Origin of the sequence: Streptomyces viridifaciens (genome assembly GCF_001888885.2) — a bacterium.
Classification (GTDB): domain Bacteria; phylum Actinomycetota; class Actinomycetes; order Streptomycetales; family Streptomycetaceae; genus Kitasatospora; species Kitasatospora aureofaciens.
In genome coordinates this window covers 2,691,117-2,715,612 of sequence record NZ_CP090841.1, presented here as the reverse complement: position 1 = coordinate 2,715,612, position 24,496 = coordinate 2,691,117, and the positions used below count along the sequence as shown (strand labels likewise).

Genomic DNA, 24,496 nt, shown 5'->3' with positions numbered 1-24,496 from the left:
CCTTTTGGGATGTTTGGACAGCGGGGATTAAGGCTACGCCCCTGACCAGTGATCGCGCAGTCCCCGGGCCCCAGGCGTCGCCCAGATCACAGTCCTGACCTGCAGATTGGCTGAAAAAGTACGTTAGAAAGCCGTATCTGAGGGGAACCGATCGGGCCCGATCGCCCCCCAAAGCGGGGCGAAAACGGACAAAGACCCAGAGTAATCCGCAGACGATCTTCGTGTGCGTCTGTGTCGGATCTGTGACAAATGTCCTGGCCCGCTCAGGGCTGTCCGGGCAGCCGGACCTCGATCCGGCAGCCCCGCGGCGACTCGGCGACGGCGATCCGCCCGCCGTGCAGGTCCACCGCCCAGCGGGCGATCGCCAGGCCCAGTCCGGTGCCGCCGTCGGCGCCCGGGCCGGAGGCGGTCGCGGTGCCGCTGCGGCTGAACCGCTCGAAGACCCGGCCGCGGTCCGCCGGCGGGATGCCCGGACCCTCGTCCTGGACCTCCAGCAGCAGGCCGCCGTCCTCGCCGTCCGGTCTCGCGCGCACCGTCACGGTGCCGCCGGGCGGGGAGTGCTTGCAGGCGTTGTCGACCAGGTTGGCGACCACCTGGTGGAGCCGCTCCGGGTCCGCCACGGCGGTCAGGCCGGCCGGGCTGACCTCCAGGGCCAGTCGGACGTCGCCGCGCCGGGAGAACGCCCCGCCGGCCGTCGCGCCGTCCACGGTGACCCCGCGCAGCACGCCGTCCAGGAACTCGCGCACCTCGAAGGGGCGGGCGTCCAGGTCGACCACGCCGTCGTCGATCTTGGAGAGGTCCAGCAGGTGGGTGACCAGGCGGCCGAGCCGCTCGGTCTGCTCCAGTGCGGCCCCCAGGGTCGCGGGATTGGGTTGCACGACGCCGTCCACCACGTTCTCCAGCACGGCGCGCAGCGCGGCGATGGGCGTGCGCAGCTCGTGCGAGACGTTGGCGACCAGCTCGCGGCGGTGCCGGTCGGCGGCCTGGAGGTCGGCGGCCATGCCGTTGAAGGCGGCGGCGAGCTCGCCGATCTCGTCGCGCGAGTTCACCTCGACCCGGCGGCTGTAGTCGCCGGAGGCCATCGCGCGGGCGGCGGCCGTCATCTCGCGCAGCGGGGCGGTCAGCCCGTGCGCGAGGAACTGCATGAACAGCAGCGAGGCGATCATGGAGAAGACCATGATGATCCGGATCTGGGTCTCGGACCGGATCGCCACGACCACCATCCCGGTGGCCAGGAACACGGAGACGATCACCAGCAGGGCGAGCTTGCCCTTGATCGACCGGACCGGGTCGAGCGGACGGATGTCGGCCCAGACCCGGCTGGCCGCGCGTGCGGCCAGCGTCTGCGGGCGCGCGCCGTCGGCGTCCCCGTTGCGTTGCTGTGGAAAGGTCATCAGGTCCCTGTGATCCCCGCGTGGTGTCACGGCGGTGCCGGACACGGGCCCCCCGGTGGCCCGTCGCCCGGGGCCCCGTCAGGAGAGCGGGGCCTCCAGTGCGTATCCGACGCCGTGCACGGTGCGGATCCAGCTGGCGCCGATCTTCCGGCGCAGCGCCTTCACGTGGCTGTCGACGGTGCGGGTGCCGGACGCGTCGGTCCAGTCCCACACCTCGGCCAGCAGCTGCTCGCGGGTGAGCACCGCGCGCGGCTGGGCGGCCAGGCAGGCCAGCAGGTCGAATTCGGTCGGCGTCAGGTGGACGTCGCCGGAGGCGAGCCGGACCCGGCGCTGGACGTGGTCGATCTCCAGCTCGCCGAAGCGCAGACTGCCGAGCGCGGGCGTGCGGGCGGCCTGCTGGGCGCGCTCGACGCGGCGCAGCAGCACGTTGACCCGGGCGGCCAGTTCGCGCATCGAGAACGGCTTGGTCATGTAGTCGTCGGCACCGACGCCGAGGCCGACCAGCAGGTCCGTCTCGTCGTCGCGGGCGGTCAGCATCAGCACCGGGACCGGGCGTTGGGCCTGGATCCGGCGGCACACCTCCAGGCCGTCGAAGCCGGGCAGCATGATGTCCAGGACCACCAGGTCCGGCTGCCAGGTGTGGAAGCCGTCCACCGCGCCGGGGCCGTCGTGGGCCACGGCGACCTTGAACCCCTCCGCGCCCAGTCGGGCCGCGATCGACTCGGCGATCGTGGGTTCGTCCTCCACCACCAGCACTCTGCGCTGACTGCTCACCGTGCCACCGGTGTTGGGGTTGTCCTGCTGAATTTCTGTCACGGTCACGCCACCGCCCCCAGGGCTGCGGGCCGGCCACCTGTGGGGATGGCGGGGCTCCGCTCGTAGTCTTGTTCCGTCGTGGACTGTGCCGGGTCCGCCGTCCCGTCGCGCGCCTGGGAGTTGTGCGGACGGATGGTCTCCCGTCCACGTCTCCCACGCACTTCGCAGCGTACGGACAGCGGATGCTTTCCGGCAGGTGGACCGGACGTTTCCGGCCCGTGGGCCGGCTGTCCGGCCGCCCGTGGACCCACCGCTTGAGTGGGCACGGGCCGATACCTTACCCGGCGAATTTTCTCTGCGTAACGGTACGTATGCAGTCCAGTTGACGCCAAGACGCCGGTCAGAGGCCCTACTGACGCGTTAATGCGAAGAAGGTCTGGACCAATGCCGGGAATCCGGCGGGTTTTCGCGTCGACGGTCTTCACGGGCTTTTCTCAGCTGCCTCTCAGAACCTCGACGTACCGTGGGCACGACAACGCCCCGCCGGGCGGAATCCGGCGCACGCGCGGGTACGTTGGGCGCCTGCGAGCACCGGTGTCGGCGGGCGGGGAGCGGAGGCGGCATGGCGGGACTGCGGCGGGCGGTCGTCCGGAGTGCGTCCGCGGGTGCGCCGTACGGAATGCTGCGGTACGGACTGCGCGCCGGCGTCTTCGAATGGCTGCTGGAACGCGTGCCGACGCCCCGGCGCACTCCCTTCACCCTCGGATATCTGGCCGTGGTGGGAGCCACCACCACCTTTGCCGGGCTCGCCGATCCGGAACTCGTCCAGCGCCTCCAGGAGGCCTCCAGCTCGGACGGTCACAACCTGCTCCAGCACCCCCTGCGCGCCCTCGTGCTCAGCGGGTTCTGGGTGGCCGGGGAGGTGTGGATGCCCTACCTGTGGGGCTTCGCCTTCACCCTGGCGCCGCTGGAGCGCAGGGTCGGCACCGGCCGGGCCGCGGCGGTGTTCGCGATCGGGCACGTGGCGGCCACGCTGCTCTCCCAGGGCGTGGTGATCGCCGCGGTGGAGGCCGGGCGGATGGCGCCGGAGGCGATGGACCACCTGGACATCGGGGTCAGCTACGGCGTGCTCGCCTGCCTGGGCGCGGTGGCAGGGCTGCTGCCCTGGCGCGGGCGGGCGCTGGCGCTGGGCGGCGTCGGGCTGATGATCGCCCAGCAGATCGCCACCGAGAAGGACGTGGTCACGGCCGTGGGGCACCCGGCCGCGGTGCTCACCGGGGTGGTGCTGTCGCGCTGGCTGCGGCGGATCGAGCGGCGCCCGCCGCGGTCGCGCGCCCGGGAGGCGCAGGCCCGGACGGCCGCCACCGCGGCTTCCGCGGCTTCCGCCGCCTCCTCGGCCGCGGCGGCGGTGCGGGCCGGCGCCCGCCCGTCCACCGCGCGCTGACGCCGGGGTCCTCTTGGGCCGTTCTTTCCCACTCCTTTTGACGGGGCCTCCTCCTGGCCGTTCCGGTGACCCCGATGTTCGCCCACGGCGAACAAGCTGTCGGGAACATCCGGGGGCTCGCAAAGGCTTAGTCAGGTCGACTCAAGTTCACTGACTGGGGAGAGATCATGGCATCGACGTCCACACCGCTCACCCTGCCCGTGCTGCCGCTCGACGACGAGGTCGTGCTCCCGGGCATGGTCGTTCCGCTGGACCTGAAGGACACCGAGGTGCGTGCCGCGGTCGAGGCCGCCCGCGCCGCGGCCGCCGGCTCCGGCAAGCCCCAGGTCCTGCTGGTCCCGCGGGTGGACGGCTCGTACGCGGCGGCCGGCACGCTGGCCACGGTGGAGCAGGTCGGCCGGCTGGCCGACGGCGATCCGGCCGCCCTGGTGCGCGCCGTGCGCCGGGTCCGGATCGGGGTCGGCACCACGGGCCCCGGCGCCGCCCTCTGGGTGGAGACCACGCCGTTCCGGGAGTCCTCGGTCGGCACGCCGGTGGCCGGGCGGGCCGCCGAGCTGGTCAAGGAGTACAAGGCGCTGTCCACCCAGTGGCTGCGCAAGCGCGGCGCCTGGCAGATCGTCGACCGGGTCGCGCAGATCGAGGGCGTCGGCGAGCTCGCCGACAACATCGGCTACGCGCCCTTCGCCACCGCCGAGCAGAAGCTCAAGGTGCTGCTGGAGGCCGACCAGGTCGCCCGCCTGGAGTACGCGCTCACCCTGCTGCGCGACCACCTCGCCGAGGAGGAGGTCAACGACACCATCCGCAAGGACGTCGAGGAGGGCGTGGCCAAGCAGCAGAAGGAGTTCCTGCTCCGCCGCCAGCTGGAGGCCGTCCGCAAGGAGCTGGCCGAGCTGAACGGCGACCCGGCCGACGAGGAGGGCGACTACCGCGCCCGGGTCGAGGCCGCCGACCTCCCGGAGAAGGTGCGGGAGGCCGCGCTCAAGGAGGTCGACAAGCTGGAGCGCGCGTCCGACCAGTCGCCCGAGGGCTCCTGGATCCGCACCTGGCTGGACACCGTCCTGGAGCTGCCCTGGAACGAGCGCACCGAGGACGCCTACGACATCGCCGGCGCCCGTGCCGTGCTCGACGCCGACCACGCCGGCCTCGCCGACGTGAAGGAGCGGATCGTCGAGTACCTGGCCGTCCGCAAGCGCCGGGCCGACCAGGGGCTCGGCCTGGTCGGCGGCCGCCGCGGAGGCGCGGTGCTCGCACTGGTCGGCCCGCCCGGCGTCGGCAAGACCTCGCTCGGCGAGTCGGTGGCCCGCGCCATGGGCCGCAAGTTCGTCCGGGTCGCGCTCGGCGGCGTCCGGGACGAGGCGGAGATCCGCGGCCACCGGCGCACCTACGTCGGTGCGCTGCCCGGCCGCCTGGTGCGGGCGATCAAGGAGGCCGGCTCGATGAACCCGGTCGTCCTGCTCGACGAGATCGACAAGGTCGGCTCCGACTACCGGGGCGACCCGGCCGCCGCTCTGCTGGAGGTGCTCGACCCGGCCCAGAACCACACCTTCCGGGACCACTACCTGGAGGTCGAGCTGGACCTCTCCGACGTCGTCTTCCTCGCCACCGCCAACGTGCTGGAGGCCATCCCCGAGCCGCTGCTCGACCGGATGGAACTGGTCCGGCTCGACGGCTACACCGAGGACGAGAAGGTCGTCATCGCCCGCGACCACCTGCTCCCGCGCCAGCTGGAGAAGGCCGGCCTCGGCGACGGGCAGGTCAGCGTCGACGAGGAGGCGCTGCGCCGGCTCGCCGGGGAGTACACCCGCGAGGCGGGCGTGCGCACCCTGGAGCGCTCTATCGCCCGGGTGCTGCGCAAGATCGCCGCACAGGCCGAGCTGGGCGAGCGCGAGCTGCCCGCCGCGGTCGGTCCGGAGGACCTGCGCGCCCTGATCGGCCGACCGCACCACGTGCCGGAGTCCGCCCAGGAGCCCGCCGAACGGCGCACCGCCGTCCCCGGCGTGGCCACCGGCCTCGCGGTCACCGGCGCCGGCGGCGACGTCCTCTACATCGAGGCCTCGCTCGCCGACGCCGAGACCGGCGGCACCGGGCTCACCCTGACCGGGCAGCTGGGCGACGTGATGAAGGAGTCCGCGCACATCGCGCTCTCCTTCCTGCGCTCGCGCGGGGCCGAACTGGAACTGCCCGTCACCTCGCTGCGCGACCGCGGCGTGCACCTGCACGTCCCGGCCGGGGCCGTCCCCAAGGACGGGCCGAGCGCCGGCATCACCATGACCACGGCGCTGGCCTCGCTGCTCTCCGGCCGCAAGGTGCGCACCGACGTGGCGATGACGGGCGAGGTGTCGCTGACCGGGCGGGTGCTGCCGATCGGCGGGGTGAAGCAGAAGCTGCTCGCCGCCGACCGGGCCGGCATCACCACGGTGATCATCCCCAAGCGCAACGAGGCCGACCTGGACGACGTCCCGGCCGAGGTGCTGGAACGGCTCACCGTCCACCCGGTGGCCGACGTGCGCGAGGTGCTCGAGCTGGCCCTGGAGCCGGCCGGGGTGCTGGCCGCCGCGGCCTGACGATGATCGACGGGGGGACGGCCTGCCCGCGTGCCACACTGCGGACATGCCGTCCCCCACGCAGCGCGTCCTGGCCCGGGTGCCGGCGCGGCTGCGACCGTTCCTGGTCCGGCACCGCCGGCCGGTGAAGTTCCTGCTGGTCGGCAGCGGCTGCTTCGTGCTCACCACGGTGATCGACCTCGAACTCAAGCTCACCGTCCTGGAACACAAGCCGGTGGTGGCGCTGACCGTGGCGACGGTGATCGCCACGGCCGCCTCCTACGTCCTCAACCGCCGCTGGGCCTTCCGGACGCACGGGCGACGCCCCGAGGCCCTGCTGTTCTTCCTGGTCAGCGTGGTGGCCGTCGGCGTCAACGTCGTTCCACTGGCGCTCGCCCGGTACGCCTTCCGGCTGCGCGAGCCGTACGTCACCCCCTTCCAGCAGGAGATCGCGGACTTCCTCAGCGGGATGGTCCTGGGCACCTTCGTCTCCATGCTGTTCCGCTACTGGGCGATGCGGCGCTGGGTCTTCACCAGCCCCCTCGCGGGGACGCACACCGGACCGGAACCCGGTTACGCTGCACCCGAGATGCCACGGGATGTGCCGTAAGACATGAGGTGACCCATATGAGCGCGGAGCCGGACGGCGTCCGGACCGGGCCGGCCAGCCAGCAGGGGATGCGCCGGGCCAACCTGGCCCTGGTGCTCGGCGTGATCGCGCGCGGCCCCCGCTCACGCGCCGAGGTGGCCGCCGAGACCGGGCTGACCAGGGCAGCGGTCTCCTCGCTCGCCGAACAGCTGATCTCGGCCGGCCTGGTCGTCGAGGAGGGCCCCGCCGCCCCCAGCGGCAAGGTCGGCCGCCCCGGCACCGCGCTCGGGCTCAACCCGCTCGGGCCCGGCGGCCTCGGCGCCGAGATCGGCGTCCGGCACCTCGGCGTCTGCGTGGTCGACCTGCGCGGGGAGGTCCGCGCCTGGCGGCGCAAGGAGAGCGCCAACCGCGGCCGCCCGCCCGCCGCCGTGATGGCCGACCTCGCCCAGCTGGTGCGCTCGGCCGTCGCCGAGTCCGGCCTGCGCCCCGCCGGGCTGACCCTGGCCGTACCCGGGCTGGTCGGCGGCAGCGGGGTGCTCCAGCGGGCCGCCAATCTCGGCTGGCAGGACATCCCGCTCGCCGCCGAACTGCGTCCGGCGCTGCGCCTCGCCGGGGACGGCCTGGCCGAACTGCCGGTCGAGGCGGACAACGAGGCCAACCTCGGCGGACTGGCCGAACGCTGGCTCGGCGGGAGCCCCGAGGACTTCCTCTACGTCTCCGCCGAGGCCGGGGTCGGCGCGGCCGTCGTGGTCGGCGGCCGGCTGCTGCGCGGCGCGCGCGGCTACGCGGGCGAGCTCGGCCATGTCCCCGTCCACCCGGAGGGGCCGCGCTGCGCCTGCGGGGCGCACGGCTGCCTGGAGCAGTACGCGGGCGAGACGGCCGTGCTGCGGGCGGCCGGGCTGTCCGGCCTGCGCGGCGACTGGGTCACCCTGCTCGCCGAACGCGCCGGCGCCGGGGACGAGCCGGCCCGGGCGGCGCTGGCCGGCGCCGGCTCGGCGCTCGGCATCGCCGCCGCCGGGGCGGTCAACCTGCTGGACCCGGCCGGGGTTGTGCTCGGCGGCGGCTACGCCCGGCTGGCGCCCTGGCTGCTGCCGGCGATGCGGCGCGAACTGGCCTCCCGGGTCACGGTGCGGCCCTGGGCGGAGGACCGGCTGACGGTCTCCCGGCTCGGCCGGCGCGGGCCGCTGCTGGGCGCGGCGGTGGGCGTGGTGCGGGCCATCGTCGCCGACCCGGGGCCGCTCACGGGCGGCTGAGCCGCCTACCCGCTGTGCCCGTTCCGTGCCGGAACGCGACCGAGCCCCCGGCCGCCGGGGCCGGGGGCTCGGTCGCGCGTGGGGCTCAGGCCTCGGCGGGGACCTCCACGGGCCTGCCGGCGCCGATCGCGCCGTCGTCGACGCGCGGGCCGCGCAGAACGGCCAGGAAGGCGACCCCGGTGCCGATGACCGCCCAGACCACCAGGACCAGGAGCGGCATGCCCAGGTTGGTGGAGCCGAAGTAGGCGATCGACTTGGTGGCGCTGGTGCCGGCGCCGTTGGGGATCAGCGAGCCGATCGCCCGCCAGAACGGCGGCATCATCGGGGCGGGGTAGACGCCTCCGGCGCTCGGGTTGCCCAGCACCACGAAGACCAGCACGGCGAGGCCGATGCCGATGATCCCGAACAGGCACTGCAGCGCCATGGTGAACGCGCCGACCGTGAACACCACCAGGGCGCCGATGGCCGTCAGGGCCAGGATCGAGCCGGGCATCGCGTCCAGCACCGGCCCGGCGATGATCGTGCCGCCGAGGCCGGCGCCGACCGAGTACAGCGCCAGGACGCCGAGGCGGACCAGCAGGCGGTGGACGTTGGCCGGCTTGGACCCGGCGCTGATGCCGAGGATCGAGGCGACCAGGTAGCCGCCGACGCACCAGCCGATGACCAGGTAGAAGGCGGTCAGACCGTTGGTGTCGCCCTTGGCCAGCGGGACGACGTCCTCGACCTTGACGGTTCGGCCCTGGGACTTGTCCAGCGCGGTGGTGATGCTCTCGGCGGCCTTGGCGGCGGAGGTGCCGCGGGCGCTGCCGGTGAGCAGGGTGTCCTCGGTGCCGTTGGGGTTCACCACCAGCGCGGCGTAGATCTTCTGGTCCTTGATCTGCTGGGTCGCCGTCCCGGCGTTCGGCGCGGTGACGGGCTCGACGGCCTCGTCCGGCACCGACTCCAGGGCCTGGACCAGCTTGGGCGTGACCTGCGGCGGGGCGACCACCGCGATCGACAGCTTGTGCGGGGTCGGGTGGTGCAGCGCCCCGACGTACGAGGTGATGAAGCCGAGCTGCAGCAGCAGCACCCCGATCACGAGCATGGCCGCACGCGGTGTGACCGCACTCTTCAGTTCAGCGACGAAACCCTGCCCGGGGACGGCCATTCACATCTCCTTGCGTATCGGCGGAAAACGGATACTTAATACCATGAACTAGTTGGGTTGTCCTACCTCCCGCGCCGGTTACCGGCCACTGCCGCTGGGCGATACTGGCGCGGTGACGGACGAGGAAGCCCTGGTGGCGGTGGAGCGCGAGGTCGGACTGATGTTCCGGCGGGGCCGCGCGAGAGTGGCCGAACTCTCACGCCGGGTGCACCCCGAGCTGGACGGCATGGCGTACAGCATGCTCGGTTACATCGAGCAGGCCGGGCGGGTGCGGGTGACGGACGTCGGGGTGCACTTCGCGGTCGGCAAGGGCACGGTGAGCCGGCAGATCCGTGCGCTGGAGGAGCTCGGCCTGGTCGCCCGCGAGGCGGACCCGCTGGACCGCCGGGCGGCGCTGGTCTCGCTGACCGACGACGGGCGGCGGCGGTTCGAGTCCGCCAGGGACGTCCGGATGCGGCGGGTGCGCGAGGTGATGGGCGGATGGTCGCGCGAGGACGTGGACCGCTTCGCCGACCTGCTGCACCGTTTCAACGAGGTGCTGGGGGAGCCGCCCGCGGAGTGAGCCGGGGCCCGGGCGGGTGCCTGCTGCAGCACAAAGAAAGTTGCCTTAGTCAACCATTGGTCGTATGGTTGCTTAAGGCAACGAATTTTCGTGCCCGCGCGCACGAATCCTGATGCCCGCGCGTCCCCGCACGGCGCACCCGCCCCGCACTCCGCCCGCCTCGCCGAAGGACCCAGATGACCGCGACCACCGAGGCCTCGACCGGCACCGCAGCCGCCGTCGACGACCGACCGATGACCCACCGGCAGGTGATGGAGGCACTGTCCGGCCTGCTGCTCGGCCTGTTCGTGGCCGTGCTCTCCTCGACCGTCGTCTCCAACGCCCTGCCGCACATCCTCACCGACCTGCACGGCGGCCAGTCCGCCTACACCTGGGTGATCACCGCGGCCCTGCTCACGCTGACCGCCTCCACCCCGATCTGGGGCAAGCTCTCCGACCTGGCCAGCAAGAAGCTGCTGCTCCAGATCGCCCTGCTGATCTACATCGGCACCTCCGCGCTGGCCGGCCTGTCGCAGAACACCGGCGAGCTGATCGCCTGCCGCGCGCTGCAGGGCATCGGCGCCGGCGGTGTGGTCGCGCTCGGCCAGATCTGCCTGGCCGCCATGGTCCCGCCGCGCGAGCGCGGCCGGTACAGCGGCTACTTCGGCGCGGTCTTCGCCCTCGCCACCATCGGCGGCCCGCTGATCGGCGGCGTCATCGTGGACACCTCCTGGCTCGGCTGGCGCTGGTGCTTCTACGTCGGCATCCCGTTCGCGCTGGCCGCGATCCTGGTGGTGCAGCGCACGCTCAAGCTGCCGGTGGTCAAGCGCCCGGTGAAGATCGACTACCTGGGCGCGCTGGTCATCACGGCCGCCGTCAGCCTGCTGATGATCTGGATCACGCTGGCCGGCACCAACTACGCCTGGCTGTCCTGGCAGACCGCGGTGATGGTCGGCGGCGGCCTGCTGCTGGCCGCGCTGGCCGTCGTGGTCGAGCGCCGCGCCGCCGAGCCGGTCATCCCGCCGTCCCTGTTCAAGCACCGCACCGTCACCCTGGCCGCGATCGCCAGTGTGCTGGTCGGCGTCGGGATGTACGGCGCGACCACCTTCCTCAGCCAGTACTTCCAGCTGGCCAAGGACAAGTCCCCGACCATGGCCGGTCTGATGACCCTGCCGATGATCATCGGGCTGGCGCTCTCCTCGGCGGTGGCCGGCCGGCTGATCACCAAGTACGGCAAGTGGAAGGCCTACCTGGTCTCCGGCACCGCGCTGCTCGCGATCGGCTTCGCCCTGCTCGGCACCGCCCGGGTCGACACCAACTACGGGCTGCTCTCCCTCTACATGGCGATCACCGGCATCGGCCTCGGCCTGACCAGCCAGAACCTGGTGCTCGCGGTGCAGAACACGGTGCCCCGGCACGAGCTCGGCGCGGCCAGCTCCGTCGTCACCTTCTTCCGCACCATGGGCGGCGCGATGGGCGTCTCCGCGCTCGGCGCGCTGATGACCAACAAGGTCGGCCACTACCTGGCCGAGAACCTGGCCGCGGCGCACATCCCGGCCGGGCACGCGGCGGCCGGTGGCGGCATCCCGGACCTGGCGAAGCTGCCCGCCCCGATCCTGCCGCTGGTCACGGACGCCTTCGGCCACGGCGTCGGCACCGTCTTCCTGTGGGCCGCGCCCTTCGCGGCGCTGGCCTTCGTCACCGTGCTGTTCATCCGCGAGACCGCGCTGAGGACGAGCCAGCAGGGCTGACCGGGCGCGGGGCACGCGGAACGGGCCGGGGAGTGTCGAACACTCCCCGGCCCGTTGCGGTTCCTCCGCTGGGGTTCCTTCGTTGCGGTTCCTCCGTACGGACGGGACTACGGCGCGGCGATCAGCACCAGGCCGTAGGCCACCGCGGCGGCGCAGAGCGCGAAGCAGGCGTACGCGCCGGCAAGCAGGGCCGGACGGCCGCCGGAGGCCTGCCCGTCCGCCGCCTGGCGCGCGCCCAGCGCGGCCTCACGGCGGGACAGCGCCAGGATGCCCAGGGCGAAGACGGCGACCACGGCGACGGTGACGCCGAAGCTGATGCCGGCGGTCTGGGCCAGGGCGTTCCACTTGATGTGCATGGTGAGTGCTCCTCGGTCGTCGGCGCTCAGGCCGCGACCGTGGTCGAGGCGGGGGTGGGGGCGGCGGTCGCCGGGGCGGCCGCGGTGACCTCGACGGGGACGACCTCGACGGGGGCGACCTCGACGACGTCGATCGGCGTGACCTCGATCGGGGTGACCTCGGCGACGTCGTTCACGTTGTCCGCGCCGACCCGCTCGCGGCGGGAGAGCACCCACATCGCGGCCGAACCGGTCACCAGCGCGGCGCCGACCAGGGCGACGCCCCAGGCGCCCTGCCGGGCCAGCGCGGCGGCGCCGCCGGAGACCAGGCCGGCGGCCGGCAGGGTCAGGCCCCAGGTGTAGACCATGCGGCGGACCAGGCTCCAGCGCAGCTCCGGCTTCGGGCCGCCGAGACCGGCGCCCATGATGCCGCCGGTGCAGACCTGGGTGGTGGAGAGGCCGAAGCCCATGTGCGAGGAGGTCAGGATGACGGTCGAGACGGCCGACTCGGAGGCGAAGCCCTGCAGCGGCTTGATGTCCGCCAGGCCCTTGCCCATCGAGCGGATGATCCGCCAGCCGCCCATGTAGGTGCCGAGCGCGATCGCGGCGCCGGCCGAGACGATGACCCAGGTGGGGGGCAGCGCGCCGTGCGGCAGGGCGCCGACCGAGACCAGGGTCAGGGTGATGATGCCCATCGTCTTCTGGGCGTCGTTGGTGCCGTGCGCGAGCGAGATCAGCGAGGAGGAGAAGATCTGGCCGGTCTTGAAGCCCTTGTCGCTGACCGCGGAGCCGCCCTTGCGGGTGATCGCGTACGCCAGCTTGGTGGCGCCCCAGGAGGCCAGGCCGGCGACGAAGGGGGAGGCGACCGCCGGGATGATGATCTTGGTGGCCACGGTGTCGAAGTTGACGCCGTTCATGCCGACGCCGACGATCGTGGCGCCGATCAGGCCGCCGTACAGGGCGTGCGAGGAGCTGGACGGCAGGCCGCGCAGCCAGGTCAGCAGGTTCCACAGGATCGCGCCGGCCAGTGCGGCGAAGATGATCTCGGGGTGGACCCCCGCCTTCTCGTTGACGATGCCGCCGGAGATGGTGGTGGCGACCTTCACGGACAGGAACGCGCCCGCGAAGTTGAGGAGGGCCGCGATGGTGACCGCGACCTTCGGACGAAGGGCCCCGGTCGCGATCGCGGTGGCGGACGCGTTGGCGGTGTCGTGGAACCCGTTGGTGAAGTCGAAGGCGAGCGCCGTGATGATCACAACGGCCACCAGGAACGAGATGTGTTCCATACCCAAACAATCGTCGTAGTTGTCGCACGGACGTTGGTGTCGTCGCGACCGTAGGTCTGTTGGGTAAACGGAAGGTGAACTGGGCCGGGAATCGTGGTTCTGGCGGTGTCTCAGGGGTGGCCGGGAGCTTTCGGAGGGGTGTCCCGTGGCGCGCTGAGCAGGAGATTGCCCCAGTAAGTCCTGATTCACCAGCTTTTGGTGAGAGCTGTCTCACAGATCGACGGATCAATGGGAAATTCACCTCCCGGTCCGCATGCGCTCTGTTTCCGGCGAGTAACCCGTGGGAGGATCTGCGGGATCGTTCCCGGGTCATCGGGACGGCGCCACCGGGGCAGGCAAGGGCGGGGAGGACCATCGCATGGGCGGGGCTGCACAGCGCACGGAGACGTCGGGCGTACGGCCCTGGGTACGGGCGGCCCTGAGATGCGGAGCCGTCCTCGCGGCCGCCGCACTCGCCCTCCCGCTGGCCACCCAGGCCGCCTACGCCGCGCCGGACCCCGGCGCCGGGACCGCCGTCGCGCCCGGAGCCGACCCGCTGGCCGCCGCCAAGGCCACCCTCGGCCCGCTCCTCGACCAGCTCCACGGGCTCTACCAGAGCGCCGAGGCCGCCACCGAGCAGTACAACGGTGCGGTCGCCAAGGTCACCGAGCAGCAGGCCGCGCTCACCGACCTCCAGGGCAGGCTCGACCGGCAGCAGAAGCAGGTCGACGCCGGGACGGACATCGCCTCCCAGCTCGCCGCCGCCCAGTACCGCAACGGCGCCGCCTCCGCCTACGCCGAACTGCTGCTCTCCAAGGACCCGTACGAGGCCGTCACCATCGCCGAGCTGCTCCAGGCGGCCAGCCGCTCCCAGTCCGAGTTCCTGGACCGGCTGAAGGCCGACCGGGAGGCGCTCGACGCGCTGAAGAAGCAGACCGAGGACGCCCTCAGGACTTCGCAGGCGCTGGTCGTCCAGCAGGACGCGGCCAAGGCCAAGGTCGCCGCCGACCTCGCCTCGGTCGAGCAGCTGGTCTCCTCGCTCACCGGCGCCCAGCGGACCGAACTCGAACAGCTGGAGAAGGCCAAGGCCGACGAGGCCCAGCTCGCCTTCCTCGCCTCCGGCGCCCTCGGCAAGGGCGAGCGCACCCCCTCGCTCTCCGGCCGCGCCGCCGTCGCCTTCGCGCTCGCCCAGCTCGGCAAGCCGTACCTGTGGGGCGGCACCGGGCCCGACTCCTACGACTGCTCCGGCCTCACCTCGCAGGCCTGGCTGCACGCCGGCAAGCCCATCCCGCGCACCAGCCAGGAGCAGTGGGCCCAGCTGCCGCACGTCCCGCTGAACCAGCTGCGGCCCGGCGACCTGGTCATCTACTTCCAGGACGCCTCGCACGTCGCGATGTACATCGGTGGCGGACTGATCGTCCAGGCCCCGCGGCCCGGCGCCTTCATCAAGGTGTCGCCGATCGGCTCGATGGCGATCCTCGGCGCCGTCCGGCCCGACCCGGACGGCGCGGCGGACGACGCGGGAGGTGCCTGGAAGGTGCCGGACCTGCCCAAGGGCTGGGACTCCGTCACCCCGATCACCCCCAGCCGGCCCCCGGCCCCGCCGGCGACCCAGCAGCCCACCGGCACCCCGGCGACCCCGAGCGGCACGCCGTCCGGCACCGGCACGCCGAGCAACCCATCCGGCACGGGCACGCCGTCCGGCACCGGCACGCCGACGGACAAGCCCACCGGCGCGCCGACCCAGACTCCGACCCAGAGTCCGACGCAGACCCCGACGAACACCCCGACCGGCACGCCGACGGGCACCGGCACCCCGAGCACCACCGGTTCGTCCAGCGCCTCCGCGCCCGGCAGCCCCACGGCGACGCTGCCGCTCGGCGGCCTGCTGCACTGATCCGGTGGGAGGAGGCCGCCCCACGTCCACGGACGTGGGGCGGCCTCCGTGCTCTCCGTGCTCTCCGGGCAGCCGGGGCGGCGGGTCAGCCGGCGGGCGTCGAGTCGGGCTCGAAGCGGATGACGACGGCCTTGGAGGTGGGGGTGTTGCTGATGTCGGCGGTGGAGTCGAGGGGGACCAGGACGTTGGTCTCCGGGTAGTAGGCCGCGGCGCCGCCGCGGGCGACGGGGTAGTGGACGACCCGGAAGTGCGGGGCACGCCGTTCGGTGCCGTCCGTCCACTCGCTGACCAGGTCGACGTACCGGCCCTCGGGGAGGTCGAGTTCGGCGGCGTCGGCCGGGTTGACCAGCACCACGCGGCGGCCGCCCTTGATGCCGCGGTAGCGGTCGTCGAGGCCGTAGATCGTGGTGTTGTACTGGTCGTGGGAGCGCAGGGTCTGCAGCAGCAGGCGGCCCGGCGGGACTTCGGGGGCGGTGAGCTCGTTGACCGTGAAGTTGGCCCTGCCGGTGGCGGTGGGGAAGGTGCGGGAGTCGCGGGGGCCGTGCGGGAGGGTGAAGCCGCCGGGGCGGCGGACCTTCTCGTTGTAGTCCTCGAAGCCGGGCACGACCCGGGCGATCCGGTCCCGCAGGGTGTCGTAGTCGCGCGCGAAGTCCTCCCACGGCACGGTGTCCTGCGGACCGAGGACGGCGCGGGCGAGGCGGCAGACGATCGCGGTCTCGGAGAGCAGACCGGGCGCGGGCGGGCGCAGGCCGCCGCGGGAGGCGTGGACCTGGCCCATCGAGTCCTCGACGCTGACGAACTGGGCGCCGGAGGGGGTGACGTCCCGGTCGGTACGGCCCAGGGTGGGCAGGATCAGGGCGCGGGCGCCGGTGACCACGTGCGAGCGGTTGAGCTTGGTGGAGACGTGGACGGTCAGCCGGCAGCGCCGCATCGCGGCCTCGGTGACGTCGGTGTCCGGGGTGGCCGCGACGAAGTTGCCGCCCATCGCGAAGAACACCCGGACCTTGCCGTCGCGCATCGCGCGGACGGTGTCCACCGCGTCGTGGCCGTGCTCGCGCGGCGGCTCGAAGCCGAACTCCTTGCCCAGCGCGTCGAGGAAGGCCGTCGACGGCCGCTCGAAGATGCCCATGGTGCGGTCGCCCTGGACGTTGCTGTGCCCGCGCACCGGGCAGACCCCGGCGCCGGGGCGGCCGACGTTGCCGCGCAGCAGCAGGAAGTTGACCACCTCGCGGATCGTGGGCACGGAGTGCTTGTGCTGGGTGAGGCCCATCGCCCAGCAGACGATGATCTTCTTGGAGGAGAGCACCAGGCGGGCGAGTTCCTCGATCTGCTCCCAGGGCAGGCCGGTCGCGGCGAGCACGTCCGCCCGCTCGGTCCTGCGGGCCTGCGCCTCGAACTCCTCGTAGCCGTGGCAGTGTTCGGCGACGAAGTCGTGGTCGACGCCGTCCCGTTCCACGATGATCCGGTTGAGCGCGCGGAACAGGGCGAGGTCCCCGCCGAGGCGGATCTGCAGGAACAGGTCGGTCAGCTTGGTGCCGTGGCCGACCAGGCCGCGGGCGTTCTGCGGGTTCTTGAACCGCTCCAGGCCGGCCTCCGGCAGCGGGTTGACGCTGACGACGGTGGCGCCGGCCCGCTTGGCGCGCTCCAGGGCGGAGAGCATCCGCGGGTGGTTGGTACCCGGGTTCTGGCCGGCCACGATGATCAGGTCGGCCTGGTAGAGGTCCTTGAGACCGACGCTGCCCTTGCCGACGCCGAGGGTCTCGGTGAGCGCCGAACCGGACGACTCGTGGCACATGTTGGAGCAGTCCGGCAGGTTGTTGGTGCCGAGCCGGCGGGCGAACAGCTGGTACGCGAACGCGGCCTCGTTGCTGGTGCGGCCGGAGGTGTAGAAGGCGGCGCCGTCCGCGGTGTCCAGGGCCCGCAGCTCCTCGGCGATCAGCGCGAAGGCGTCGTCCCAGGAGACCGGGGTGTAGTGGGTGGCGCCCTCGTCGAGCAGCATCGGCTGGGTGAGCCGGCCCTGCTGGCCCAGCCAGTAGCCGGAGCGCTCGGCCAGGTCGGCGACCGGGTGGGCGGCGAAGAACTCGGCCCGGATCCGGCGCTCGGTGGCCTCCTCGGCGACGGCCTTGGCGCCGTTCTCGCAGAACTCGGCGGTGTGGGTCCTTTCCGGCTCGGGCCAGGCGCAGCCGGGGCAGTCGAAGCCGTTCGGCTGGTTGACCTTGAGCAGGGTGGCGAGGGTGCGGCGGGCGCCCATCTGCTCGGCGGCCATCCGCAGGCTGTGGCCGACGGCGGGCAGGCCGGCGGCCGCGTGCTGGGGCGCGGACACCTCGGGGGCGTCCTGCACCGGGTCGCTCTGCGGGGCCTGCTTGGCCATGACTGCGCTCCTCGGGCGTTGGTGGTGCGGGCCGCCGCACCTTTGCGGGGCCGTCCGCCCATCCTTCCACCTGGCCCGTCGCGGGGGCAGGGCCGTCGGTAGAGTCTGGCGTCACAACGGGAGGGGGAGGGGCGCGTGCGAGTCGGTGACGTCCTCGACGGCCGGTACGAGCTGCAGGACAAGCTCGGACAGGGCGGGTTCGGGGTGGTGTGGCGGGCCCAGGACACCCGGATGCGCCGGCCGGTGGCGGTCAAGGTGATCGGGCACCACGGCGGCGACCACGCGAAGGCGGCGCTGCGCTTCGTCCGGGAGGCCTGCGCGGCCGGGAACCTGTCGCACCCGCACATCGTCACCGTGCACGACCTCGGGCAGAGCGAGGTCGCCGGTCAGGAGGTCACCTTCCTGGTGATGGAGCTGCTCACCGGCCGCACCCTGACCGAGGTGCTGCGGGACGGACCACCAGAGCCCGCGCTCAGCCTGCGCTGGGGGCGGCAGATCTGCGCGGCCCTGGCGGCGGCGCACGACGCGGGCATGGTGCACCGGGACATCAAGCCGGACAACGTGATGATCACCGACGCCGGGCACCTCAAGGTGCTGGACTTCGGCATCGCCCAGCTGGACGTCGGCGCGGGCGGGCTGACCACCACCGGCACGATCGTCGGCAGCCCGGCGTACATGGCGCCGGAGCGCTGGACCGGCGGCCGGGTGGACGGGCGGGCAGACCTCTACGCACTGGGCTGCGTGCTCGTCGAACTCTTCACCGGGGCACGGCCGTTCGGCGGGGACTCGACGCCGGTGCTGATGTACCAGCACCTCAACGAGCCGCCGCCCGCGCTGGACCCGGCGCAGTTCGGGCTGCCTCCGCAGGTGGCCGGGCTGGTCGCGGAGCTGCTGGCGAAGGACCCGCAGGAGCGGCCGGCCGACGCCCGTACGGTCGAGCGGCGGCTCACGGAGCTGGCCGGCCGGTCGGGCGATGGCACGGCTGCTCCGGCCGTCGTGCCGGTGGGGCCGGTGCGCCCGGTGAGCCCGGCGGTGCCACCTGCGCCGGTGGCGCCGCCGCCGGTACCTGCCGCACCTCCCGCACCTCCCGCACCTCCCGCACCTCCCGCGCGTCCGGCCGTCCCGCCGCCCGCGCCGACGCTCCCGCCGGTGCTGTCCCCGCTGACCACCCCGCCCGTGGTGGCCGCCGCGTCGCCCGAGGACGCCGTACGGGCCGGGCTGCGCGAGCGCCGGTCGGCCGCCTACCGGGCGGCGACGGCGGGCGAGTCGGCGATCCTGCTCCAGGCGGCCGCCCAGGAGTGCGTCACCGCGCTCGGCGCGACCGACCGGGACACCCTGTGCACCTGGCGGGACCTCGCCTGGTACCTCAGCCGGGCCGGGAACCTGGACGGCGCGATCGGGCTGCTGTCCACCCTCGTGGACGACATGCGCCCGGCGCTCGGCCCGGCCGACCCGGACACCCTGGGGGCCCGCTACCACCTGGCGTGGTGTGTCGGCGAGAGCGGCTCGGCCGTCACCGCGATCCGGCTCCTGAACGAGCTGCTGCCGGACCTGCACGCCGTCTGGGGCCCGCAGGACAGCCGGGTCCTGAAGGCCCGGCACGACCTCGCCGTCCACCAGGCCAACCGGGGCGACCTCCAGGGCGCGGTGATGCGGCTGCACGGACTGCTGCCCGACCTCGCCCGGACGCTCGGCGAGCACCACCCGAGCACCGTCCAGGCCTGGCAGGACCTGGTCGGCTACCAGCAGCGGCTCGCCCGGGCGGGCCGCAAGGGTGCCGACCGCCGCTGGGCGCCCAGGATCAGCCGGACGGAGGTGCTGGTGCTGGTCCGGCGCCTGCGGGTGTGGGACTTCGCCACCGACCAGGAGGCCGGGGCCTGCGTCGAGGCGCTGGAGCGGGGGCTCGGTCTGAAGGGGGTCGCCGACGTGGTCTTCGAGGCGCCGGACCACGTCTCGGACGAGGACCTGGTGGAGGAGATCTTCGGGCCGTAACGCCCAGGGTGCGGGCCTCACCCCACCAGTGCCGCCGCCGGGAGCGCCGCCAGGGCCCGGAGCAGTGCCCGGGCGGCGGCGTCGTTCTGGCGGAAGGCGGGGGCGTTGGTGCGCGGGCGGGCGAAGGCGGCGGCCGAGCGCAGGCTGGTGTGCGGGCCGAGCGCGGTGCGGCGCGGGTGCGGGGCGCCGCCCAGGGCCGGGTCGATCAGCCGGCTGTCGGCGGGGTCGATGGTGACCAGGCCGGTGCGGTGGGTGTGCTCCGGGTCGCTCACCACCTCCTCCACCACCCTTCCGGCGCGGTGCAGTTCGCCCAGCAGCGGGTCGAGGGTGCGGGCCAGCGCGTGCTTGGGCAGGTACGCCTCGACCAGCGCCGTGGCGGTCACGGAGTGGCCGGGCACGGTGGTGCCGGAGGCCCGCCAGGTGCCGCTGGTCTCGTCCCGCTCGATCCGTACGCCCGCGCCGAGGAAGCGCACCACCCCGGCCTCGGAGAGCGCGAGCAGTTGGCGCAGCCGGAAGCCGGGCGGGCCGGAGGCGAGGAAGTTGAAGTAGCCGAAGAACCACTCGTCCACCTCTTCGGCGACCGAGCGGGCGGTGAGCCGGCCGCCGGCGACCAGCCGGGGGAGCTGGCCGAACAGCGAGAGCAGTGCGAGGAAGGCGCCCAGGTCGGCGCTGTGGGCCGGGTCGGCGCGGCGGTCGGCGTCGGCGGTGACGTACTCGCGCAGGTGGGCCTGGAGTTCCTCGGCGGATCCGAGTTCGACCCCGGCCAGCGGGTGGTCCAGCCGCTCGAAGTCGATCCGGTTGGCCGGGTCGGGGACGGCCTCGGTGACCAGGGCGGCGAGTTCGGGGGAGTACCAGCCGTGCCGGTCGTAGCGGGCCAGGAACTCGGGCCAGGGCAGTGCGGTGCGCTCGGGGTGGGCGTGGAACAGCTCGTGGTAGTGCCCGAAGCCGATCTCCTTGGCCATCAACGGCCATATGTCGCGCAGCAGTTCGAGCGGCCCGTCGGTGGCGAGCAGGGCGTCCACGGCGGCCGCGTCGAAGTAGCGGGGGAGCGGGGCGGGCGGCCCCTGGAGGCGGTAGTCGGTCTTGGAGTGGTACGGGACGCCGCGCCGGGAGCCGAGGTGCAGCACCGGTTCGCGGCCGGATGGGCGGTAGCGCAGGGCGGGCCCGTCGCCGGTGGGCTCGAAGCGGCCGCTGCGCCCCTCGGTGAGCATGGCGATCAGGTCGACGGCGGCCAGGCCGAGGCCGCGCAGCACCACCTGCTCGCCGGGGGCGATCCGGGCCAACTCTGCCTCGACGTCGGCGGAGTAGGCGGGCGGGAGGTGGAAGCGGCCGTGCCGGGCGGCGAAGGCGGCGTCGGCCGCGTGCCGGGGGTGCGGGGCGGAGTCGAGGTGGCCGAGGGTGAGGGCGACGTGGTCGGCGGTGAGCGCGGTGTCGCCGAGGTGGACGGTCTGCGGGCCGTCGGCCGGTCCGTCGATCCGCCGCACGGTGTCCCGGTGGACGGTGACCGTGACGTGGTCCGGCAGGTCGGCGACGGCGCGGCGGAACACCCAGTCCAGGTAGGCGGACTGGGCGCGCCGGGTGGGGAAGTCGGTGGGGGCCAGATCGCGCAGCTCGGCCCGTACGGCCGGGTCTGCGACCTCCTGGTAGGGGGCGAACTCCCGCTGCCGCCGGGCCCATTCGGCCAGCGAGGGGCCGGGGCGGACCGGTCCGGCGATGGTGGCGAACTCGTCGGTGAACATGGTGACGTCCTCGGCCATCGAGTTCATCCGCAGCAGCGGGGACTGGTCGTGGCGCCAGATCCGGCCCCCGCCGGGCGGGTGGGGGTCGACCAGGTGGATCTCCAACGGCCGGTCGGCGGGAAGCAGTTCCGCGGCGTTGGCGGCGATCCGTTCCAGCAGTCCGGTGCCGCGCGGGCCGGCGCCGACGATCACGAGCGTCGTCATGCCCGCACCACCTTGATCAGGGCCGCCCGGGCGCGCTGCAGCGGGGTGGGCGGCAGGCCGTCCCGGGTGGCGCCCCTGGCGAAGTGGCGCTCGACGTAGTACTGGCCGACGGACAGCACGGTGGTGACCACCAGGTACCAGAGGGTGGCGACCATCAGCATCGGGATGACCTGGTAGGACTGCAGGTAGACCAGCTGCACCGAGTAGAGCAGGTCGGAGACGGCCAGCACGCTGACGATGCTGGTGCCCTTGAGCGCGCCGATCAGCATGTTCCCGGCGGTCGGCACGATCGCGCGCATCGCCTGCGGTACCACGATCCGGCGCAGCACCCGCCACCGGCCGAGTCCGAGCGCGGCGGCCGCCTCCAGCTGCCCGCGGTCGACGGAGAGGATGCCGCCGCGGATCACCTCGGCGGCGTACGCGGTCTCCAGCAGGGTGAGCCCGATGACGGCGGTCAGGGTGGGGCCGATCAGGTTGACGGTCTTCACCGTGAGGAACTCGGGTCCGAAGGGGATGCCCAGGCCGAGGGTCGGGTAGAGCGCGCCGATGTTGAAGAAGAACAGCAGCTGCACCAGCGGCGGGGTGGAGCGGAAGATCCAGATGTAGACCCAACTGATCGTGCGCAGAACGGGGTTGGTGGACAGCCGCATGGTGGCGAGGACGGTGCCGAGGACGAAGCCGAGGGCGAGGGTGGCGGCGGTCAGCCACAGGGTCAGGGCCAGGCCGTCGAGGACGGACCGGGCGGTGAACCAGTCGGCGACCACGCCCCACTGGAAGGCCCTGTTGCGGATCACCGAGCTGACCGCCATCGCGGCCAGCAGCAGGGCGACGGCGGCGGCGATCCACTGGCCGGGCCTGCGGCGGGCGACGATCCGGGCCTCGGGGGCCGGGGCCGGCGGCGGGGCCTTGCTGGGGGCGGGGGCGGGCAGGACGTCCTGCGGGGTGGCCATGGCGGCGGCTCCTGGGCGGAGTGCGGGCGGGGGAGAGGTACGGGGGTGATCACGTACGGGCCCTCGGGCGCCCGGCCCGCGTCCCTCAACGCGGCCGGTGCGATGCACTGCACTCCGCGTCGATCGTACGCATGCGCGATCGACGGCTGTCAAGGGCGGCCGGGGTGCGCCCGGGGCCCGATCGGGGCCGGTCGCGGCGCGTCGGAAAAGCGACAGGAGATCGCAACAGTGCGGTAATGATGCACGGTTGACGTACTGCTCGGCCGACTGCTCAACTTGGAGCCATGTACGCCGAGCAGCCCCTGGTCACCCGCGACCACATCGACTTCGGTCGGGTGTGGTCCGCGGCGTGTCGCGGCTGACCCGGCAGCGGGCCGCCCGTCCGGCCTGATCTCCCAGCGGGAAGCCTTCCCTCGGTGTGCCCCGCCACGGCCCGGCATCGCCCCCGGCGATGCGTCAGTGCCCCGCTGTCGAAGCCGACTTCGCACTGCCCTCCGGCACTCGCCTCCCTCGTGCCCGTACCGCCCGCGTCCCGTACCGCCCCGTGCCCGACGGCCACCCGCCGCCGCGGCCGTCTCCGGCGTGCCCGCCCGCAGCCCGCCGGACCCAGCCCACCCCGAAAGGTTCCGCCATGCCCGTCGAATTCCTCGGCATCGCCGCCACCGCCGACGGTTCGGAGACCCACCCGCGCACCACCGCCGCCTTCGACCGCGACTACACCCTGCGGCTGGCCCGGGCGCACGAGGACCACGGCTGGGACCGGGTGCTCTTCGCGTACGGCTCCGGCTCCCCGGAACCCGCCGCCGCGGCCGCCTTCCTCGCCTCGCACCTCGACAGGCTGCAGGTCCTGCTCGCGCACCGGCCGAACGTCTCCTACCCGACCTTCGCCGCCAAGACCTTCGCCACCCTCGACCGGATCAGCGACGGCCGGCTGACCGTCCACTTCATCACCGGCGGAACCGACCACGAGCAGCAGCGCGAGGGCGACTTCCTCACCAAGGACCAGCGCTACGAGCGCACCCGCGAGTACATCGGCATCGTGAAGAAGGCCTGGACCAGCCGGGAGCCCTTCGACCACGAGGGCCCGCACTACCGCTTCAACGACTTCGTCTCCGACGTCTTCCCCGTCCAGCAGCCGCGCCCGGCGGTCTCCTTCGGCGGCTCCTCGGACGCCGCCTACGCGGCCGGCGGCGCCGAGGCCGACATCTACTGCCTGTGGGGCGAGCCGCTGGCCCGCACCGCCGAGCAGATCGAGCGGGTGAAGGAGGCGGCGCGGGCCGCCGGACGGACCGACCTGCCGCGCATCCAGGTGGCGTTCCGGCCGATCATCGCGCCGACCGAGGAGCTGGCCTGGGAGAAGGCGCACCGCACGGTGGCCACCATCCGGTCCCGCCGGGAGAGCGGGGCGCTCGCACCCCGGCGCCGCCCGGTGACGTCCACCCCTGAGAACACCGGCTCCCAGCGGCTGATCGAGATCGCCGAGGCCGGCGAGCGCTACGACCGCGCGCTGTGGACCCCGACCGCCGCGGCGACCGGCGGGGCGGGCAACTCCAACGCGCTGGTCGGCACCCCGGAGACGGTCGCCCAGGCGCTGCTGGACTACTACGACCTCGGCGTGGACATCCTCTCCGCGCGCGGCTACGACCTGCTGGGCGACGCGATCGACTTCGGCCGGTACGTCATTCCGATCGTCCGCGAGGAGGTCGCCAAGCGGGACGCCGCCAAGGCCGCCGAGCAGGCCGAGCGGGACCGGCACCAGCTGATCGCGGTCCAGGCGTGAGCACTGGGAGCCCGGCCGGAGGGTTCCGCCGGGTCACCCTGGCCGACCCGCTGGTCGAACCGCTGCTGCGCGAGCTCACCCACGAGTACGTCAGCCGCTACGGCCCCGGCGCCCACCAGGAGATGGCCCGCTACCCGGCCGAGGCCTTCGCCGAGCCGCACGGCGTGCTGCTGCTCCTGCTGGAGGACGGCGAACCGGTGGCCGGCGGCGCGTACATGCGCCACGACGCGCACACCGCCGAGGTGAAGCGGATGTGGACGCACTCCGCGCACCGCCGCCGAGGCCTGGCCCGTCGGGTGCTGGCCGAGTTGGAGCGCACCGCCGCGGCCGCCGGCTACCACCGGATCTTCCTCACCACCGGCCCGCGCCAGCCCGAGGCCAAGGGCCTCTACCTGTCCGCCGGCTACACCCCGCTGTTCGACGTCACCGCCGATCCGCTGACCATCGGCCCGCTCCCCTTCGAGAAGCCCCTGCCGGCGCTGGTCCCCCTCCACCGACCGGTTCCCCTCCACTGACCGGTCCCCCTCCCGCCGACCGCTCCTCCA

Annotated in this window: 18 protein-coding genes; 10 read left to right on the top strand and 8 right to left on the bottom strand. The window is 73.4% G+C overall.

What is annotated here, in order from left to right:
• Positions 1–263 precede the first annotated feature (263 nt).
• Both BOQ63_RS19090 and BOQ63_RS19085 read right to left on the bottom strand, forming a co-directional pair.
• Positions 264–1,394 (bottom strand): sensor histidine kinase, encoded by a 1,131-nt coding sequence (locus BOQ63_RS19090; protein ID WP_030282149.1) that lies wholly within the window; start codon positions 1,392–1,394, stop codon positions 264–266.
• A 78-nt stretch (positions 1,395–1,472) separates the two neighbouring features.
• Complete coding sequence (locus tag BOQ63_RS19085; RefSeq protein WP_094742879.1) at positions 1,473–2,210, bottom strand: response regulator transcription factor; 738 nt, start codon at positions 2,208–2,210, stop codon at positions 1,473–1,475.
• Between the two features lie 562 nt (positions 2,211–2,772).
• Between BOQ63_RS19085 and BOQ63_RS19080 the strand changes: the two genes are divergently transcribed.
• The 4 genes from BOQ63_RS19080 (at position 2,773) to BOQ63_RS19065 (ending at position 7,979) form a co-directional block, all read left to right on the top strand.
• Entirely contained in the window at positions 2,773–3,594 is an 822-nt protein-coding gene (locus BOQ63_RS19080; RefSeq protein ID WP_191093574.1) for a rhomboid-like protein, read from the top strand.
• 167 nt (positions 3,595–3,761) lie between these two features.
• Positions 3,762–6,158 (top strand): endopeptidase La, encoded by a 2,397-nt coding sequence (lon, locus tag BOQ63_RS19075; protein ID WP_030282145.1) that lies wholly within the window; start codon positions 3,762–3,764, stop codon positions 6,156–6,158.
• Positions 6,159–6,204: 46 nt separating this feature from the next.
• Complete coding sequence (locus tag BOQ63_RS19070) at positions 6,205–6,747, top strand: GtrA family protein (protein WP_072654672.1); 543 nt, start codon at positions 6,205–6,207, stop codon at positions 6,745–6,747.
• Between the two features lie 17 nt (positions 6,748–6,764).
• Positions 6,765–7,979, top strand: coding sequence for an ROK family transcriptional regulator (locus BOQ63_RS19065; protein ID WP_030282142.1), 1,215 nt, complete (start codon positions 6,765–6,767; stop codon positions 7,977–7,979).
• Positions 7,980–8,064: 85 nt separating this feature from the next.
• Here the strand turns inward: BOQ63_RS19065 and BOQ63_RS19060 are convergent, their stop codons facing one another.
• Complete coding sequence (locus BOQ63_RS19060) at positions 8,065–9,126, bottom strand: ABC transporter permease (RefSeq protein ID WP_150475991.1); 1,062 nt, start codon at positions 9,124–9,126, stop codon at positions 8,065–8,067.
• A 112-nt stretch (positions 9,127–9,238) separates the two neighbouring features.
• Here BOQ63_RS19060 and BOQ63_RS19055 point away from each other — a divergent pair, with 112 nt between their 5' ends.
• Together BOQ63_RS19055 and BOQ63_RS19050 are read left to right on the top strand one after the other, a co-directional pair.
• Complete coding sequence (locus BOQ63_RS19055; RefSeq protein ID WP_223885977.1) at positions 9,239–9,688, top strand: MarR family winged helix-turn-helix transcriptional regulator; 450 nt, start codon at positions 9,239–9,241, stop codon at positions 9,686–9,688.
• A 233-nt stretch (positions 9,689–9,921) separates the two neighbouring features.
• The gene (locus tag BOQ63_RS19050; RefSeq protein ID WP_078867229.1) at positions 9,922–11,418 is read left to right on the top strand and encodes an MDR family MFS transporter; all 1,497 of its coding nucleotides are present in this window, start codon (positions 9,922–9,924) and stop codon (positions 11,416–11,418) included.
• Positions 11,419–11,525: 107 nt separating this feature from the next.
• Here the strand turns inward: BOQ63_RS19050 and BOQ63_RS19045 are convergent, their stop codons facing one another.
• Together BOQ63_RS19045 and BOQ63_RS19040 are read right to left on the bottom strand one after the other, a co-directional pair.
• Positions 11,526–11,774, bottom strand: coding sequence for a hypothetical protein (locus BOQ63_RS19045; protein WP_030282134.1), 249 nt, complete (start codon positions 11,772–11,774; stop codon positions 11,526–11,528).
• 26 nt (positions 11,775–11,800) lie between these two features.
• The gene (locus BOQ63_RS19040) at positions 11,801–13,039 is read right to left on the bottom strand and encodes an inorganic phosphate transporter (RefSeq protein ID WP_150475989.1); all 1,239 of its coding nucleotides are present in this window, start codon (positions 13,037–13,039) and stop codon (positions 11,801–11,803) included.
• A 358-nt stretch (positions 13,040–13,397) separates the two neighbouring features.
• Here BOQ63_RS19040 and BOQ63_RS19035 point away from each other — a divergent pair, with 358 nt between their 5' ends.
• A complete protein-coding gene (locus BOQ63_RS19035; protein WP_072654671.1) occupies positions 13,398–14,915 on the top strand; it encodes a C40 family peptidase in 1,518 nt (505 codons plus the stop codon).
• A gap of 85 nt (positions 14,916–15,000) precedes the next feature.
• On the opposite strand, the gene BOQ63_RS19030 is transcribed toward BOQ63_RS19035, so the two are convergent.
• Positions 15,001–17,286: an FdhF/YdeP family oxidoreductase gene (locus BOQ63_RS19030; RefSeq protein ID WP_072654670.1), complete on the bottom strand. Its 2,286-nt coding sequence runs from the start codon at positions 17,284–17,286 to the stop codon at positions 15,001–15,003.
• 135 nt (positions 17,287–17,421) lie between these two features.
• Here BOQ63_RS19030 and BOQ63_RS19025 point away from each other — a divergent pair, with 135 nt between their 5' ends.
• A complete protein-coding gene (locus BOQ63_RS19025; protein WP_150475988.1) occupies positions 17,422–19,278 on the top strand; it encodes a serine/threonine-protein kinase in 1,857 nt (618 codons plus the stop codon).
• A 17-nt stretch (positions 19,279–19,295) separates the two neighbouring features.
• Here the strand turns inward: BOQ63_RS19025 and BOQ63_RS19020 are convergent, their stop codons facing one another.
• Together BOQ63_RS19020 and BOQ63_RS19015 are read right to left on the bottom strand one after the other, a co-directional pair.
• Complete coding sequence (locus tag BOQ63_RS19020) at positions 19,296–21,221, bottom strand: FAD/NAD(P)-binding protein (protein WP_072654667.1); 1,926 nt, start codon at positions 21,219–21,221, stop codon at positions 19,296–19,298.
• On the bottom strand, positions 21,218–22,171 hold the full coding sequence (locus BOQ63_RS19015) for an amino acid ABC transporter permease (RefSeq protein ID WP_030551335.1): 954 nt from the start codon (positions 22,169–22,171) through the stop codon (positions 21,218–21,220). The genes BOQ63_RS19020 and BOQ63_RS19015 overlap by 4 nt, the downstream gene beginning before the upstream one ends.
• 631 nt (positions 22,172–22,802) lie before the next feature.
• Between BOQ63_RS19015 and BOQ63_RS19010 the strand changes: the two genes are divergently transcribed.
• Both BOQ63_RS19010 and BOQ63_RS19005 read left to right on the top strand, forming a co-directional pair.
• Entirely contained in the window at positions 22,803–23,951 is a 1,149-nt protein-coding gene (locus tag BOQ63_RS19010; RefSeq protein WP_030551337.1) for an LLM class flavin-dependent oxidoreductase, read from the top strand.
• Positions 23,948–24,466, top strand: coding sequence for a GNAT family N-acetyltransferase (locus BOQ63_RS19005; RefSeq protein ID WP_030551338.1), 519 nt, complete (start codon positions 23,948–23,950; stop codon positions 24,464–24,466). Before BOQ63_RS19010 ends, BOQ63_RS19005 begins: the two co-directional genes overlap by 4 nt.
• Positions 24,467–24,496: the final 30 nt, after the last annotated feature.